This is a genomic window from Candidatus Rhabdochlamydia porcellionis (assembly GCF_015356815.2).
Taxonomy (GTDB): domain Bacteria; phylum Chlamydiota; class Chlamydiia; order Chlamydiales; family Rhabdochlamydiaceae; genus Rhabdochlamydia; species Rhabdochlamydia porcellionis.
Window position 1 is genome coordinate 863,642 of sequence record NZ_CP075585.1, and the last position, 15,217, is coordinate 878,858.

The window sequence follows — 15,217 nt, forward strand, 5'->3', positions numbered from 1 at the left end:
TATCAGGATAAAGTTTATAAATTTTCTCAAAAAGAAAACTCAAGGTCTTGGATGATAACTTTGAAAAGCTTCTATGATATGCTTATTGCTTAAGTGTGTGTAGCGATCTGTTGTTGCAATGCTACTATGCCCTAATAACTCTTGGATAACGCGTAAATCAGCCCCATTTTCTAATAGATGAGTCGCAAAAGAATGCCGCAGAGTGTGGGGTGAAATAGGCTTAGTAATCCCTATTTGTTTAGCATAGGCTTTCAGTTGTTTCCAAATGGAGAATCGATCGATCCTTTTTTGCTTTGTATTGATAAACAATGCCTCAATTTTTACATCAGATGGTCGATGATGGAGTAAATAATAATCAACGGCTTCCACAGCTAATTTAGCAACAGGAACAATCCTTTCTTTTTTTCCCTTTCCTATTACACGAATTGTATAATCAGAGAAATCTTGTATATTTAATCCACAGATCTCTGAAACGCGCAAACCCGAAGCGTATATAACCTGTAAAATTGCTCGATCTCTTGCACCTATCTCCGTGTTAAGGTCTGGAGCTAATAAAAGTTTTTCTACTTCTGTAAAAGTTAAAATCTCAGGTATTAATTGCCATATTTTAGGTGCATCGATCAATAACCCAATCTCGTTTTTAATCAGATCTTCTCTATATAAAAAACGTAAAAAAATCTTCACGCTAACCAACATCCTACAAATAGAGCTACTAGCGTATCCTTTCAATTGTAGCTTATGTGCAAATGCTAATACATCTTCTTCTGTGATTTGTTGTAAATTGCTCTGTTTTAAAACTTGAAAGAATCCCTTTAAATCACAAGCATAGGCTTGAAGAGTATGCTGAGAAAGGCCTCTTTCAGAAGAAAGATAACAAAGAAAATCTTGTAGAGCTTGCTGTAACATAGTCACTTTTTACATGACCAGGAATAGAAAAACAAGTCTTGTTCTTTTTACGCACTTTTTGGTTGATTTTCCAAACGTAAAGAAACGTAATAAAGAAGTGATAACCAAATAACAGCTAAAAGAATAGCCGCACACTTGACCAAGATGTGTTCTGTTAAGACATATAGAGCTGTTGACGTAATAATCCCTACACAGCCTGTAGCAATAAGAACCAAGCGATCGTAGAGTCCTTCTTTATTATTTTGCAATGACTGAACTAAGTCATATACTCCAAGCGTAGAAAAAGCTACTGTGGGAACTAAACCTAAAACAGTAGATAAAGTAACAAACGCAGCTCCTGGTATAAAAGAAATAGCAAGACCTAAAAGTCCAATACTTCCCAGTCCTATTCCCAGATAGTTAAATAGTATATTTTTATAAGTAACCTCTTGTACTTTTACTAGTGTAGAACCCATAGTGGCATTATCCATATTTTTAATGAGCTCTATGCAATCTCTATTAGTTATACGCTTCATATGAGCTGCTTTAGCTGCTTCTTTTTTAGAAATCTCTCTAGGGAAACGATGCGCTACATATGCATGTATATCTTTATGATAATATTTTTTAGAATTAGTAATATCTTCTATTGGTTTCTTGTTATACTTGTCTTGTAGTTTTGCCTTTAGCTGTTCTTGCGATGGCTTAGATACACTTATTTGTTCTTGTAGAAATGCTACAATGGCTTTTTCTTTTTCTTGAGGAGATGCCTGTTGCAACTCGCTTAACCTCTTGTCCAATTCTTGCTGAAAACCAAGCTGTTCATGCAGTTTCATCGATGTAAGCAATAACATAAGAAATACAGCTGAATTACTAAGTACGGTAGTGGTTTTGCTAAGAATTTTTGATGCGATGATAATCGTTTTGAAAGAAGCAATACTGCTAGATACGCTTAAACCTAAACTTGAAAAATAGAAAATACCAGACAAGAACTGCATGGCACTACGAACTTGCTTTATCTCATTTATTCTTTGCCCAGCTATATCTTTAATATCGGCAGATTGTTCGATATTTACACCTGCTAAATAGAAGTTATTTCCCGCTGAAACAAAACTTAAGCATTTTACAAAGTTTAAAACAGAAGAATCCTCTTTAGGCAATACTCTTTTAATCTGCATTGCTAAATTACCGAGTACACCCAAAGTGTTTAAAGATAAATCACTAAACTTATTACGATTCTTATAAGAATCCATTGGTAAAACAAACTGTTTAAGTGTTTCTAATGTTATGCTCATATAGTTTCCTTTTTAGAACTAAATTATAACATAAAATCAAATAATTATCTATTAAACAAAGAGTGTTAATAACTAATTAATATTAAATATATATTAAGATTAGCCGTTTGGCGTTATACAATTCGTATAAGGTAAAGATTTCGTTAAGATTTTTTGATAAATAATATTTACTTCGCGTATATCTTTGCGTAAACTGTTTAAAGTTCTTTTTCTATAGAAGACATACTTAAGATCTTGCTCCCACTGTTCTTTTACTTGTGGATTTTCTAAAACTTGCTTTAAATGAGTTTCTAAAATCTTTTTCTGTTGTTCTAAATCTTTTTTAAGCCCTTTCATTAAACAGAGAACGTATTTGGCTTGTTCATATACACTTTGAATCTCTAAAGCTAGTATACGGTCTTTGTCTAAACCTGAAATTAACCACTGATTCCAAAAATATTTTGAAGTCTTTTTAAGAGCTGAAATCTTATTTCCTAGTGATATCTTACTAGGGAGATTTTTCTGTATATGTTTCTGACGAAGGACCATGCGTACATCTTTAGGTAGCTTTTTAAATAAACCATGCACTTCTTGATCCCACTTTTTCTTTTGAAAAAGAAATGTCTGAAATACCTCTAGAGAAGGGTGAGCCTGTTTCCAAAGAGCGTCTTTTTGAGTGAGTAAGTGGTAGTAATATCCTAGAAACCCCATACCAAGGGACCCTATACCTAAAGCAACACCCAATTGGACAAGAGATAAACCAAAACCTAATGTTATCCCCGTAAGCGCAATTAAAGAGATTCCAAGTAATATGGCAATAGTAATAACAATAGCTTTATCATATTTACCGCAAGGAGTATCTGATAGATTTTTTTTAGCAAGATAAGCTTTTGATCCTATGGATGCGGTTGTAATAAGAAAAGATAAGGCAGAAATCGCAATACCAACACCAAATGGTAGGGTTAGTATCCCGGTAACCGATAGAATAGCACCTAGCAAATTAATGAGGAGAAGAGCTGTATGAATTTTTTTGGTTTTAGTACTTTCTACACGTACACGCCCCATTAATTTTTTCATCTCTGTTTTAGCATTTTTTTGTACTAGCTCATTCCCATTATTGACTCTTTCTAATAATCCTCTTCTATAAGCTTTATCAACTGCTTGGGCAACAGGAAGGCTTGATGCTTCTTTAAGCTGCACCCATTTACGGGTCTTAACTTTATGCTGATCAATTAAAAGACCTAGAGCCTCTAAAGGAGTAAATTCCCAATACTCTTTGTCATTTAGGCCAAATAATTTATGAACTTCATCAGAGCCGTCTTGTGCTTGCAAAATCTGTAAAAGCCCATCTAGATCAGAGGGCTGTATTTGTATATTTTTCAAGCTACCTGTTGCAAGATTTGCTATTTTCTGTTTAAAACGCTGCTTTTTAAACTCTTGATCTTTAGGGTCCAATCCGTCCCAAGATGTTTTTAACTGGTTTAACTGACTAGAAATGGGTACATTTTGGATAAGCCCTTGTAAAGCTAAAACATCTTCTTGTTTAAGAAGCTCGTTAAGATTTTGGTCTTGAGCTAATTGATAACCATTTTGCACAGCAGCTAAACCATATAAAGCTCCAAATATCAGTGTGTTTATATCGTTTAGAACACCTTTAGTAAGCGATAGGGAAGTAGAATTGGTAATTTCTTTAGCTAAAGAAGTGCATAAATATCCAATAAATGTGCTATGGCCCACAATTTGAACCTGTGTATTAAATACATCTACAACTTTTTCAAGTTTGCTTGGAAGTATTTCACCTTCTTTAGAAAGTATAAAATCTTTTAGATAGCCCAAAATATCAAAAACTGGAGTTTCGTCATTTTGTAGTAAAAGAGCTGGATTGTGTATAAAAATATCTTTTGGGATAGCCATAGTTATACTCTATAATTAATTCCGTTTCTATTTTATCAAATAAATATTAATGTTTGTTAAAACAATAATTCTATTAAAAAAGTTAAAAATAGTTGACTTTAAATATAATGGATACTAAGTTGATCTTCAAAGTTAATTAATTTGAATTAAGTCATGTAAACAGAATGACTTACATGAATATTAACCTTTAATAAAAAAAGCTCTTTATTAACAAAATATCATTGCAAAAAGAGCTTACAGGTAAATTAACAACTTTTTAGGTACATTCCCAAATTTTTAGATACCCTTCTTCAAGGCTTCCCATAGATTGATAATAAGAATGATCTCCTTTAAAATGCCTTTCTTGTTTCTTGGCCAATAATTGGCTTTTTTCTTGCAACATTTTATGTGTAAGTACAGTTGGCAGAGCAGGTTTCATTTTCAAATAATTGCCCTCTTTCAATTTGTCTAGCTCAAAAATAACTTTTTTTTGCGGTTTTTTTTCTATATTGATCGAAGGTTTCAGATCTAAAGACGTGCTTTTTTTATTCGAAGTTTTTTTTAAAGAAAGTTTTTTAAAAGAATTAAAAACCTTTTTTTGAAAAGACTTATTTGTTTTTACTCCAGTTTTCGTTTCTGAATTTTGAACACCCTTGATTAGGTGATTTTCTTTTTTTAAAATACTTTTCAATGGAAAAGTATTTGTTAATGGAGAAGTACTCATATTATTTAATATCCTTTATTTATGTTTTTATAAAAATATTTAAGTTTTAAAACTATTAGATATAGATTTATATTTACAAAATCTGTAATTAAACTACTCTTCATTAAGTTTTAATATAATTATATTATCAAAAATTGAAATTAAAATATATTATTATAATTATATTTTATAAAATTAATTATAAATTATTAATAATCATTAATTTAAAATTAAAAAATTAATTTAAATATATTAAGAAATATTTTTAAAAAAGATAATCTATAAAGTTTTCTTGTTAAACCTTAGGTAGGTCTGAAAAATCTGGAGTAGTGCTTTCTAAAAAGAAAAGAAATTTGCTATGTTAGTTTTTTTAAGAAGTTTTTTGGAGACAGCTATTATGCCACGAGCACTTTTTTTTGCTTTATTCCTTGTTACAGGTTGCAATTTGAATCTAATTCCTCAAGAAGAAAACAAGCAACAAATACAAGTAACGTTAAAACCTGTTGTAGCCATTGCTCCTGTCATTGATAGCACCGAAGAAGATAGTTTTTGGAGCCTATCCGATGAATTCACTTATTGCATTACCCATCAGCTTGCGCAAAAAAATCACCTTTCTTTAATAAATCTTGATAAAACCCGTACAACTACTCAACAACCCGTCTTAAACCAAAATCCTTTTGGACAAGACATTAGCTGGCTTAAAAAGGCATTTTCTCATCATGGATTTATCGTGTTTCTCGAACTTGTGGAACACAACGAAATGGTAAGGCAAGATGATAAACAAACTATTGATTCTAAAAAGTGCTCTGCTGAACTTTTAATGACTATGCGAGTACGTATTTTGGATTTGCGAAAAAATGAGCCTAAAGTAGTTTTACAAGAACTAGTACATGAATCTCATTTCATTCCTAGACCCTTTACACGTAGTAATTTCCAACAAGAAAAATGGGGTCATGAAATGTTTACCATTTCTCCTATGGGTCTTGCACATTCACAATTTATCAAACACATCTGCAATCGTCTTGAAGATTATATTCTTATAGCATCTCATAACGATTAAAAGGACTCTTAATGTTAACTTCTTCTATAAGCAGCGACTATTTGACAACGATCCTGTTATTTGGAATCCTTGGGTTATTTACTCTATTTACTGCCAAGTCACGTGGATTTTTTCATGATCGATCTTGTGCAAATGTTCCTTTTTCTTTAGCTCAACTTCTAAGTGTCTTTGTCATCTATTTATGCATGACCCTCTTAGGGCTGCCTATTTTAATTACTTTATCTAAGCTGATCTACCAGATAATAGAGCCAGAGAATCCTCTTCCTGTATTTATATTAAGCTGGCTACAACTTTTTATCATAACAGTTACTTTCTTCTTAATTCGAGCTGTTTTATCTAGCCACAATAGAACTATTTGGAAGCATATTTGGAAAAAACCAAACTGTAATCAATCTTTAGCACAAGATATAGGAATGGGTATATTAACATGGCTAATCAGCTTTCCCGTTGTTATTGCAGTAGGTCAGTTGTTTGACTTTATCCTTTATCTTTTTTCTCACTTAGAAACCTATGAACAAGTAGCTGTTCGATATCTTAAAAAATCTATCTATTCCTCTTCTCAACTCATACCTGCTTTAATTATGATCACGCTTGCTGCACCAATTATTGAAGAGCTGCTTTTTCGAGGATGTTTGCAGTCTTATTTAAAAAGATATACAAAAAAAAGCTTGGCAATTGTCTTTTCTTCTCTTTGTTTTTCTGCCTTTCATTTCTCATTTAGCCAAGGAATTGGTAATGTTTCTTTGCTGCTCTCTTTATTTGTGTTTGCTCTTTTCTTGGGATTTATCTATGAACGTCAAGGTTCTTTATTTGCATCGATTAGTCTACATATGACTTTAAACATAGTAAGTGTAGCCCGTATCCTTCTATCTCCCATGGAATAAAAAAAATATTATCGATTTAAAGGAACAAAGTATGATATGTACCAAAAAAGAAAGAGAGGATCGAGAAAAAATGGCAACTACTCGCCGTGATGTTCAGAGCTTTGGTATTTCTGATATAGGACTTTCACGCGCCAATAATGAAGATGCATGGAAAGAAATTCCAGAAAAGCGTTTTTATGCTTTAGCAGATGGTATGGGTGGTCATAATGCAGGTGAAGTAGCCTCTTATACCGCAGTAGAGAGCATTTGCTCCTCTATTCAAGAACTACCTAGTATAGAATCTATTCAAGAACTTTTGAAGCATATGAAAAAAGCTGTCCACCAAGCGAATAAAACAGTCTTACAAAAAGCAAAGCAAGCTAAAGAGTATAAAGGAATGGGAACTACTCTTTGTTGTTTTATGTTATTTGATGACTATTTGGTCTATGCTCACGTAGGAGATAGTCGGTTATATCGCATACGTAGCCGCATTGAGCAATTAACCAAAGATCATAAAATGCGTCATATTCAATGGGGACGACCATCTGATAGCTCTAAACACACTCGCCCTTTATTATTCCGCAATGTAATTACACGTGCCATTGGAACTCATATAGAAGTAGAACCAGATGTAGGAAGTTATAGTGTACAACCAGGTGATATCTATCTTTTATGCAGTGATGGTCTCTCTAATTTAGTCAATGATGAAGTTATACATAGCATCTTAAAACTCCCTTGTTCTTTAGAGATAAGAGGAAACCATCTATTGCAAAAAGCTTTAAAAAATGGAGGACACGACAATATTACTTTATTGTTAGTAAATATTCTATGATTAGCACCGCTATTTACTTAGACAATAACGCAACTACTCCAATTGCACAAGAATCTTTAGATGCTCTTATTCAAGAGTGCGCAGAACCTGTAGGAAACCCTTCCTCTATCCACTGCTTTGGACAAGCAGCTAAAAAAAGATTACAAAGCTATAGAGATATCATTGCTAACTATCTCACAGTTCCATCTGATCAGATTATCTTTACATCAGGTGGCACAGAATCCATGAATCTTTTGATCTATGGCATGTTAGAAAATAGGCTAAATGCACACGTCATTACTTCTGATGTAGAACACGCTTGTATTTATAACAATTTGACTATGTTGCAAAAAAGAGGCACTCACGTGTCTTTTTTGCAAGCTGGATTACATGGCGCTGTTCATCCAGATCAAATTGAAAAAGCAATCCTTCCTTCAACACGCATGATTATCCTCTCAGCTGTAAATAGTGAAACAGGAGTAAAAACCGATATAGAGGCAATTGCTCAAATAGCAAAAAAAAGCGACATTGCTTTCATCGTTGATGCAGTAGCTCTTCTAGGAAAAGAAAAATTTTCTATTCCCAGTGGCGTTTCTGCTATGGGATTTTCTGGACATAAATTGCATGCTCCTAAGGGAGTAGGTTGTATTTTTATACGTCCAGAATTAGCCTTATACCCTTTTATTACAGGAGGGGGTCAAGAATTCAATCGACGCTCTGGCACACAAAACCTAGGTGGGATTGCCGCAATGGCCGCTGCTGTAGAATGCCTATATGAGCATCTACCCTCTGCTACAGAAAAAATGGCTACATTAAGAGATCGATTAGAGGCTTATCTTATAGAACAAGCAGCTCCTGTTATCATTAATGGCTCTGGGAAAAGGATCTGCAATACAAGCAACCTTTGCTTTCCTGACGTTCAAGGAGAAGATCTGATTATTGCACTGGATATGAAGGGTATTGCAATAAGTCATGGATCTGCTTGTTCATCTGGAGCTCTAGAGCCTTCTCGTATTCTTGTAAATATGGGGATTTCTCATCCATTTGCTCGATCTTCTATTCGGATTTCCTTGTCTCGTATGACTACAGAGGAAGAGATCAAATCAGCAAGCTTACTCATTGCTAAAACAATTAAAGATCTTCGTTCTTAATGGTTGATTTTTCTTCTTTTAGTGGAAAGAAGAACTTATCTTAGAAATTGACGACATTAACTCCAGCTAAAACACATTTTTGTAAACTTTCTATTTGCTCTTTAGATAAGTCAGCCGATTGAGCAATCATATCTATTGCTACTCCATTCTGTAATAGACGTTTTGCTAATTCAATTTTACCTTTTTTCATACCTATTACTTCACCCTCAATTCTACCTTTCTTAACTCCTCTAGCTTCTCCTACATTCATTTTATGTTCTAAAATAGCCATGTTATCCATGATAACACGATTCATATCTTCGTAATCTCTGAGTTCATTCTCATCCCAATGAAATTGGTTAAGAGCGGTGTATGCTTTTTTAATAATGCTGTCATTTCCTATAATCTTTTGTAGATATGATTTTTCTTAAAAGAACAAAGGATGTCATTTAAAAAATGGATGAGGATATCTTTATTTTTTTCTGAACCAAAGATCTTCTTAAAAGCGATATCGTTTTTTGGGTCTAAATATCTAGAAAATGCCATACCTTAAGTCTCATTTAATGAGCCGATGTATCTATTATACAATGAACTCGTTTTAGCAATCTAGATCGTTATGAAGTTTAAGCTTCTCACAATAGGTGATTTTTCAACATTATACGAATTAAAAGCGTTTGCTATACTACTTCTATAGATCTACTAGGAATGCAGACTAGGAAATGGTTTTTACCAATACGGTTTTAATGGCTAAAAAGGAAATCTCGTCTACAGTCAACTCAAAGCGATCAATCCGCACGCTGTCCCCTGGAGAAGGGTTATGATTTAGAGCTTTCACCACTATTTCTCCTAAAGTTTCTGCATTCTGATAGGAAAGATGTACGCCAAACTGTTTATTAAATTCATCAAGGCGCATTTGAGCAGGAAAACTGCGGTCTAAAACCACATGAAAAGCATTAGGCAAAATATCAGAAAAAGATTCCCAGATAGAAGATTTTCCAAAAATTTCATGTACAATGGAATCCAAGGTTAAAACTCCTTTAGCTAAGCCTTTACGATCTAATACAATAGCTAAGCTCTGATTATTATGACGAAATTGCTTTAAAATATCTAAAACCGAGGTTGTTTGAGCAATAAACCAAGGAGATCTTGCATAATCTTTTATTCGTTTATTCTCAGGAATGCGAAGCAAATCTCTTAAGTAAGCAACTGCAATAATATTTTGTGGATGACGGTGATAAATGGGTACAAAGACTATTTGTTTACCTTCTATAAAACGACGCAGCTCTTTTATCGTACAAAAAGCTGGAACAAGTGGTATTTGAGTTAAAGGCTGAGTGATATCCTTAGCTATTTTTGCTTTTAAAGAAAAAATGTTTGCTACAATTGTATTTAATTCTTGCTTATTGGTGTGATCTGAAGGAGGGCTTTGTCTCTCTTCAATAGCATTTTGCAACTCTTCACGAGAAAGATAAGCCGTAGAAGAGATAGGGTTTCCTATTAAATAATTAATCCACCTACAAAACAGATCTAAAATAAAGATGATAGGACGTAATAATAAAGAAAAAAAGTACAAAAAAGGCACCCCAAATAATCCCATACACTCTGCATAACGTCTACCTAAAGACATGGGGGTAATCTCTGCAAAAATTAAAACAAGCATGATTTGCGATAGAGGAGCAAAATCAGGATTTAAGCCAATAGCATCATAAAAACGACGAGAGCATTCTGAACCAAAAAATAAAGCGGTATTTACTCCAATAAGTGTTGCTCCAAATAAAAGAGCAGGATGATTTAACAAATAATTTAACCAAAGAGCACTTTTTTTCTTTTTACTAACATAGTATTGCAAGCGCACTTTATTAAAAGAAACACAAGCCATTTCCGTCATAGAAAAAAATCCTTGTACAACTAGACAAAGAAGAGTAAGAAAGAAAAAAAACTTCCAAGATTGCATCAAGAGCTTCCTTTTGAAGAAGATACCTTTAGTTGTCTTACATATATGCGACGCACACGTTTATGATCTGAGGCTAATACATGAAATAAAAAACCATGCGCCGTGTGTTTAAATCCTGCTTTAGGAATGTCTCCTATTTGCTCTGTTAACCAACCGCCCAAAGTAATCATGTTATTTATACTTGGTAGAGCTATCCCAAAGATCTTTTCAAATTCAGAGAGTTCTAGTTTGCCACTTGCAATGATAATGCCTTTACCAGATGAAGTATAATCAGCTTTTTCATCTCTTGCATCTGCAATCTCTCCAACAACTGTTTCTACCAAATCTTCCAAAGCAATTAAACCTGATACAGATCCATACTCATCGACTACTAAAGCTAAAAATTCTTGTCTATCAAGCATTTGTCTTAAAAGCATAGGAGCTGATGTCATTTCAGGGACAAAAAAGGGTTTTTGTAAAATAGCTATCATATCTTTTGGTTGATGTAGTTTTTCTTTGTGAAGAAAATAGATTTGGCTAGTCATAATGCCGATTACAGAATCAAGATTCTTTTGACAAACAGGAACTCGAGAACATTGTTGATCCACAAATATACGTACAAGTTTTGTTAAGGGCTCTTCCAAATCAAAGAATAGAATGTCAGCTCTAGGTCTCATCAATTCTTTGACTTGGGATTCACTTAATTGCAAATAACCTTGTATAAGTTCTGTTTCTTCTTCATTTAGCACTCCTAACCGATGAGATGCCTTTAAAGCATGTTCTAATTCATCAACTGAGATATCAGACTCTTTTTTCAAGAAAAAAAATAATAATCTCATGAGAAATTGTGTAATAGCTACTAAAATTTTTCTAATAGGTAAAAAAAACTTTTGTAATCGATAAATATAAGGAGCCACTCGGTAGGAAATCGCATCATTATTGGCAAGACCAATCGATTTAGGAATCATTTCACCAAATATCAAGGTTAACACAAGAGGTAGGCCAATATGTAAAATCCACGCAGAAAAAGCGCCAAATAAACTAGATATGACATTCTGGAATAAAATATTGGTAATTACATTCAATACCAGAATCGTAATGATTAAATCACGAGGAGAAGAGAGCAAGTGAGCAACCAATTGTTTACGTTGATCTGCATCTGCTCTAAAAACTTTGACTTTCATTGAAGATAAAGAAAATAATGCTACTTCTGAACAGGAAAAAAAAGCAGAGGATAGAAGAAGCAATACTAGTAAAAAAGTAGCAAAGGCTAATCCCAAAGAATCACTCATCTTTCGTAAAGTAGACTTTTAATTGCCCCTCAGGAACTAGCCCTAAACCTTTCATCAAGGTTAATTCAATCCATGCTGGATCTTTTTGAGAGTTAATTTGTAGCTTTAAGTCTTCTTTTTCTTCTAATAAAAATTGTTTTTCAGATTGAAGAGCGTATAATTGAGACTTTAGCACTTCTAATACCTGCTTCTTTTTTTTTATAGCATGTAAATACATAAAACAACAGCACAGCATACACAATAGTACCCATCCATATTGAAAAAAAGCATTTTTTCTAAGGATAGGTTTATGGGTTTTATTCTTAATCTGCTTGGTTGATTGCATATACTAGCAAAAGCCCTCTAAAATTTAATACTTAGAGTATCTGTTCTTTTTTTTCTACTTTAAGCCACGGGCAAAGTAATCCCTTCCTGCTTCATATATTTCCCATCTCGATCTCTATAAGAGACTAAGCACTCTTCTGAGCTTTGATAAAATAAAACTTGTGCTAATCCCTCATTTGCATAGATTTTAGCAGGAAGAGGAGTAGTGTTAGAAATCTCTAGAGTCACATATCCTTCCCATTCAGGTTCAAAAGGTGTTACATTGACAATAATACCACAGCGAGCATAAGTAGACTTGCCCACACAAACCGCAAGCACGTTTCTTGGGATCCGAAATTTCTCTACACTACGAGCCAATGCAAAAGAATTAGGAGGAATCATGCATTCTTCTACTTCTCTATACACAAAGGCATCTTCACTAAAGTTTTTTGGATCTATGACACAGTTATGAGTATTTGTAAAAATTTTAAATTGTCTATCTACCCTTAAATCATAGCCATAGCTTGAAAGCCCAAAACTAATCACTTTCTTTCCTTCTACGTAGCGCACCTGTTCTTTTACAAAAGGATCGATCATTTCATGTTCTTCTGCCATGTAACGAATCCAACGATCTGATTGTAGAGTCATATTGATTTTTTCTCCTTCAATTATGTTTATAAATTTACGCTTCTTAAAAGAGATAGGTATAGCGCGTGAATTCGATTTCCTGCTAGAGTTTTCATTAGTTACTGATCATAGGTTCAAATTATGCCCGATAGCTTTACCCATTCATCTTGGAATAAAAAGGATGATTTTGCTGAGATTCCATTAAGACCGCAAGCCTTATCGGAATTCGTGGGACAAGATACCATTGTTAAACGGCTAGAAGTGTCTATCTTAGCAGCTAAGCAAAGAAATGAACCTCTTGGGCATTGTCTTTTTCATGGCCCTCCTGGCCTAGGGAAAACCACTCTAGGAACCATTCTATCCAAAGCTATGCAAACAGATCTTGTACTTACTTCGGGTCCTTCTATTGAAAAAGCAGGTGATTTGGCGGGTATTTTAACCAATCTAAAAGAGGGAGATATTTTATTTATTGATGAAATCCATCGGTTAAATAGAGCCATTGAAGAATATCTCTACGCTGCTATGGAGGATTTCTTTCTAGATTTAATGATTGATTCTGGTCCTTCTGCTCGCAGCATTCAAGTAAAACTCAATCGCTTTACCCTGGTAGGAGCTACTACTCGTGTAGGACTTTTAAGCAGCCCTATACGTTCTCGTTTCACTCTAAATTTCAGACTAAATTATTATTGTTTTAGATTCTTAGAAAAAATTATTATGCGTACAGGGCAAATTTTAGGAATATCTCTTACAAAAGAAGCTTGTCTATCCATTGCAAAACGCGCAAGAGGAACCCCTAGAATTGCCAATAATCTCTTAAAATGGGTTCGTGATTTTGCACAAATTAAAGGTTTTAGCAAAATTGATCAGCCTCTTGCAAATGAAGCACTAAACATGTTGGAAATCGACGAACTAGGCTTAGATGAGATGGATAAAAAAATCTTGTCCACTTTAATTGATTATTATCAAGGAGGGCCTGTTGGCATTAGTACAATAGCTGCGGCTCTTTCTGAAGAAATTCATACTTTAGAAGAAGTATATGAGCCTTATTTAATTACCCAAGGATTTTTAAAGCGTACGCCAAGAGGTCGAGAAGCTACTGTTCTGGCTTATGAACACCTTAAAATCCCTTTTAAAACTTGATGGAGATCTTGTATGAAGCTACTGCTTGCTTTTGTAACCTTCTCATTAATTGCACATAGCTTATGCCATAGTAAAGAAGCGTCTGTAAATACACAGACCTTAAGTGATATCTCTAAAAAATACAAACCTCAAACGATTAAAATCTTACTTTATAAAGAATTGCCTCAAGCTTTTTTAGAAGCCAAAGGACGTTATTTCGTGTATAATCCTCAAAATGACTTCCTACTTGCAAGTGGCATTTACTCTAAAAAACAACCCATCTTCTCTCAAGAAGCAGGATTAAAATGGGGTGAGCTCTTTCCAGGAGTTTCTCAAATTCGCCTTGTTCCAGGGGACTCTCAAAGTACCATCTTAGTTAATGGGATTGAATACAAAGGTTGTGTAGAAATATACGATATAAAAGGCAAACTTCACATTATCAATGAGATTGATATTGAAAACTACCTAAGATCTGTGCTTTCCTTTTCAACCTTGCCTGAGTTAGATGAAGAGGTTATGGATGCACTAGCTATTATTGCACGAACTAAAGCCTATTACTTAGCAAATAAAGATCCTCTTTTGCATTGGCATGTTACTAGCTCAGAAATTGACTACCAAGGCAGTGCCCTCGCTTGTCAAAATCCAAGTATTCCAGCTTGTATCTTTCGCACACGCAATATGATTCTTACCTATCAATCAGAGCCATTTGAAGCTTCTTGGACAGAAGATAGCGCAGGAAAAACAGCTTCTTTGTCTAGCGTTTTCCGTAAAAACGTCACGACTCCATTAGGGGTTGATTCCCCTGTTGCATCTGCACAAAGAGAGAATCATAACTGGTCTTTTATCATCTCAAAACAACAATTAGCTCGTCTACTAGATGTTAAAAGCATACAAGCGTTAGATCTTTATCAAGATGCAGACTCACGTAAGGTTTATGCTATTCGTTATAAAGATGACAATGAAGTAAAACAGATGGATTTTTTCACCCTGCAGAAAAAATTAGGTGCAAAACTCAAAAGTAATGACTTTACCATTGACGCAGATGAAAAAACAATCCACTTTACAGGTCATGGAAAAGGACACGGCGTTGGATTATGCTTATTTAGCGCTATCTCTATGGCAAAAAATGCAAAAAAAACCCCCGAAATTCTCAGTCATTTTTTTCCTAATACCAAATTAGAACATATAGAAAGATTAAAGAATCTCTAAATAAAAATTCTTCAGATAAGAGGACTTAAGTGCACGAAAATATAAACATATTTCTGGAAGGATAAAAAAAATACTCCTAATCCACTTAAAAAGAGAGTAATACTTATACCATTCCCAT

Annotated in this window: 15 protein-coding genes and 1 pseudogene; 6 read left to right on the top strand and 10 right to left on the bottom strand. The window is 34.0% G+C overall.

From position 1 onward, the window contains the following. Nucleotides 1-39 precede the first annotated feature (39 nt). From xerA to RHAB15C_RS03975, 4 genes are all read right to left on the bottom strand, one after another. Entirely contained in the window at nt 40-906 is an 867-nt protein-coding gene (gene xerA / locus RHAB15C_RS03960) for a site-specific tyrosine recombinase/integron integrase (RefSeq protein WP_194845425.1), read from the bottom strand. 47 nt (nt 907-953) lie between these two features. Beyond that, nucleotides 954-2,177: a hypothetical protein gene (locus RHAB15C_RS03965; RefSeq protein ID WP_194845424.1), complete on the bottom strand. Its 1,224-nt coding sequence runs from the start codon at nt 2,175-2,177 to the stop codon at nt 954-956. A gap of 99 nt (nt 2,178-2,276) precedes the next feature. Further along, nucleotides 2,277-4,070 carry an MFS transporter gene (locus RHAB15C_RS03970; RefSeq protein WP_194845423.1) on the bottom strand — a complete coding sequence of 598 codons (1,794 nt, stop codon included), beginning with the start codon at nt 4,068-4,070 and terminating at the stop codon, nt 2,277-2,279. A gap of 256 nt (nt 4,071-4,326) precedes the next feature. Next, the gene (locus RHAB15C_RS03975) at nt 4,327-4,773 is read right to left on the bottom strand and encodes a hypothetical protein (protein WP_194845422.1); all 447 of its coding nucleotides are present in this window, start codon (nt 4,771-4,773) and stop codon (nt 4,327-4,329) included. Between the two features lie 376 nt (nt 4,774-5,149). Between RHAB15C_RS03975 and RHAB15C_RS03980 the strand changes: the two genes are divergently transcribed. The 4 genes from RHAB15C_RS03980 to RHAB15C_RS03995 are packed head-to-tail and all read left to right on the top strand — an operon-like array spanning nt 5,150 to nt 8,637. After that, nucleotides 5,150-5,812: a CT253 family lipoprotein gene (locus RHAB15C_RS03980; protein ID WP_194845421.1), complete on the top strand. Its 663-nt coding sequence runs from the start codon at nt 5,150-5,152 to the stop codon at nt 5,810-5,812. A gap of 11 nt (nt 5,813-5,823) precedes the next feature. Further along, nucleotides 5,824-6,696, top strand: a complete 873-nt coding sequence (locus RHAB15C_RS03985; RefSeq protein ID WP_194845420.1) for a CPBP family intramembrane glutamic endopeptidase — start codon at nt 5,824-5,826, stop codon at nt 6,694-6,696. A gap of 31 nt (nt 6,697-6,727) precedes the next feature. Then, nucleotides 6,728-7,507 carry a protein phosphatase 2C domain-containing protein gene (locus RHAB15C_RS03990; protein WP_194845419.1) on the top strand — a complete coding sequence of 260 codons (780 nt, stop codon included), beginning with the start codon at nt 6,728-6,730 and terminating at the stop codon, nt 7,505-7,507. Continuing rightward, complete coding sequence (locus tag RHAB15C_RS03995) at nt 7,504-8,637, top strand: cysteine desulfurase family protein (RefSeq protein ID WP_194845418.1); 1,134 nt, start codon at nt 7,504-7,506, stop codon at nt 8,635-8,637. Before RHAB15C_RS03990 ends, RHAB15C_RS03995 begins: the two co-directional genes overlap by 4 nt. 40 nt (nt 8,638-8,677) lie before the next feature. Here the strand turns inward: RHAB15C_RS03995 and RHAB15C_RS07510 are convergent, their stop codons facing one another. The 6 genes and pseudogenes from RHAB15C_RS07510 to dcd form a co-directional block, all read right to left on the bottom strand. Further along, complete coding sequence (locus tag RHAB15C_RS07510; protein WP_320412550.1) at nt 8,678-8,932, bottom strand: hypothetical protein; 255 nt, start codon at nt 8,930-8,932, stop codon at nt 8,678-8,680. A 122-nt stretch (nt 8,933-9,054) separates the two neighbouring features. Next, a pseudogene (locus RHAB15C_RS07515) lies at nt 9,055-9,162 on the bottom strand (PD-(D/E)XK nuclease family transposase); the annotation flags it as partial. A 166-nt stretch (nt 9,163-9,328) separates the two neighbouring features. Continuing rightward, nucleotides 9,329-10,570: a hemolysin family protein gene (locus tag RHAB15C_RS04010; RefSeq protein WP_194845417.1), complete on the bottom strand. Its 1,242-nt coding sequence runs from the start codon at nt 10,568-10,570 to the stop codon at nt 9,329-9,331. Then, nucleotides 10,570-11,841, bottom strand: a complete 1,272-nt coding sequence (locus tag RHAB15C_RS04015) for a hemolysin family protein (protein ID WP_194845416.1) — start codon at nt 11,839-11,841, stop codon at nt 10,570-10,572. Before RHAB15C_RS04015 ends, RHAB15C_RS04010 begins: the two co-directional genes overlap by 1 nt. Then, a complete protein-coding gene (locus RHAB15C_RS04020; protein ID WP_246587516.1) occupies nt 11,834-12,166 on the bottom strand; it encodes a hypothetical protein in 333 nt (110 codons plus the stop codon). The genes RHAB15C_RS04015 and RHAB15C_RS04020 overlap by 8 nt, the downstream gene beginning before the upstream one ends. Before the next feature lie 59 nt (nt 12,167-12,225). After that, nucleotides 12,226-12,792, bottom strand: a complete 567-nt coding sequence (gene dcd, locus RHAB15C_RS04025) for a dCTP deaminase (RefSeq protein WP_194845415.1) — start codon at nt 12,790-12,792, stop codon at nt 12,226-12,228. A gap of 120 nt (nt 12,793-12,912) precedes the next feature. Between dcd and ruvB the strand changes: the two genes are divergently transcribed. Both ruvB and RHAB15C_RS04035 read left to right on the top strand, forming a co-directional pair. After that, entirely contained in the window at nt 12,913-13,911 is a 999-nt protein-coding gene (ruvB, locus tag RHAB15C_RS04030) for a Holliday junction branch migration DNA helicase RuvB (RefSeq protein ID WP_194845414.1), read from the top strand. Nucleotides 13,912-13,923: 12 nt separating this feature from the next. After that, complete coding sequence (locus RHAB15C_RS04035) at nt 13,924-15,099, top strand: SpoIID/LytB domain-containing protein (protein ID WP_194845413.1); 1,176 nt, start codon at nt 13,924-13,926, stop codon at nt 15,097-15,099. The last annotated feature ends 118 nt before the right edge of the window (nt 15,100-15,217 follow it).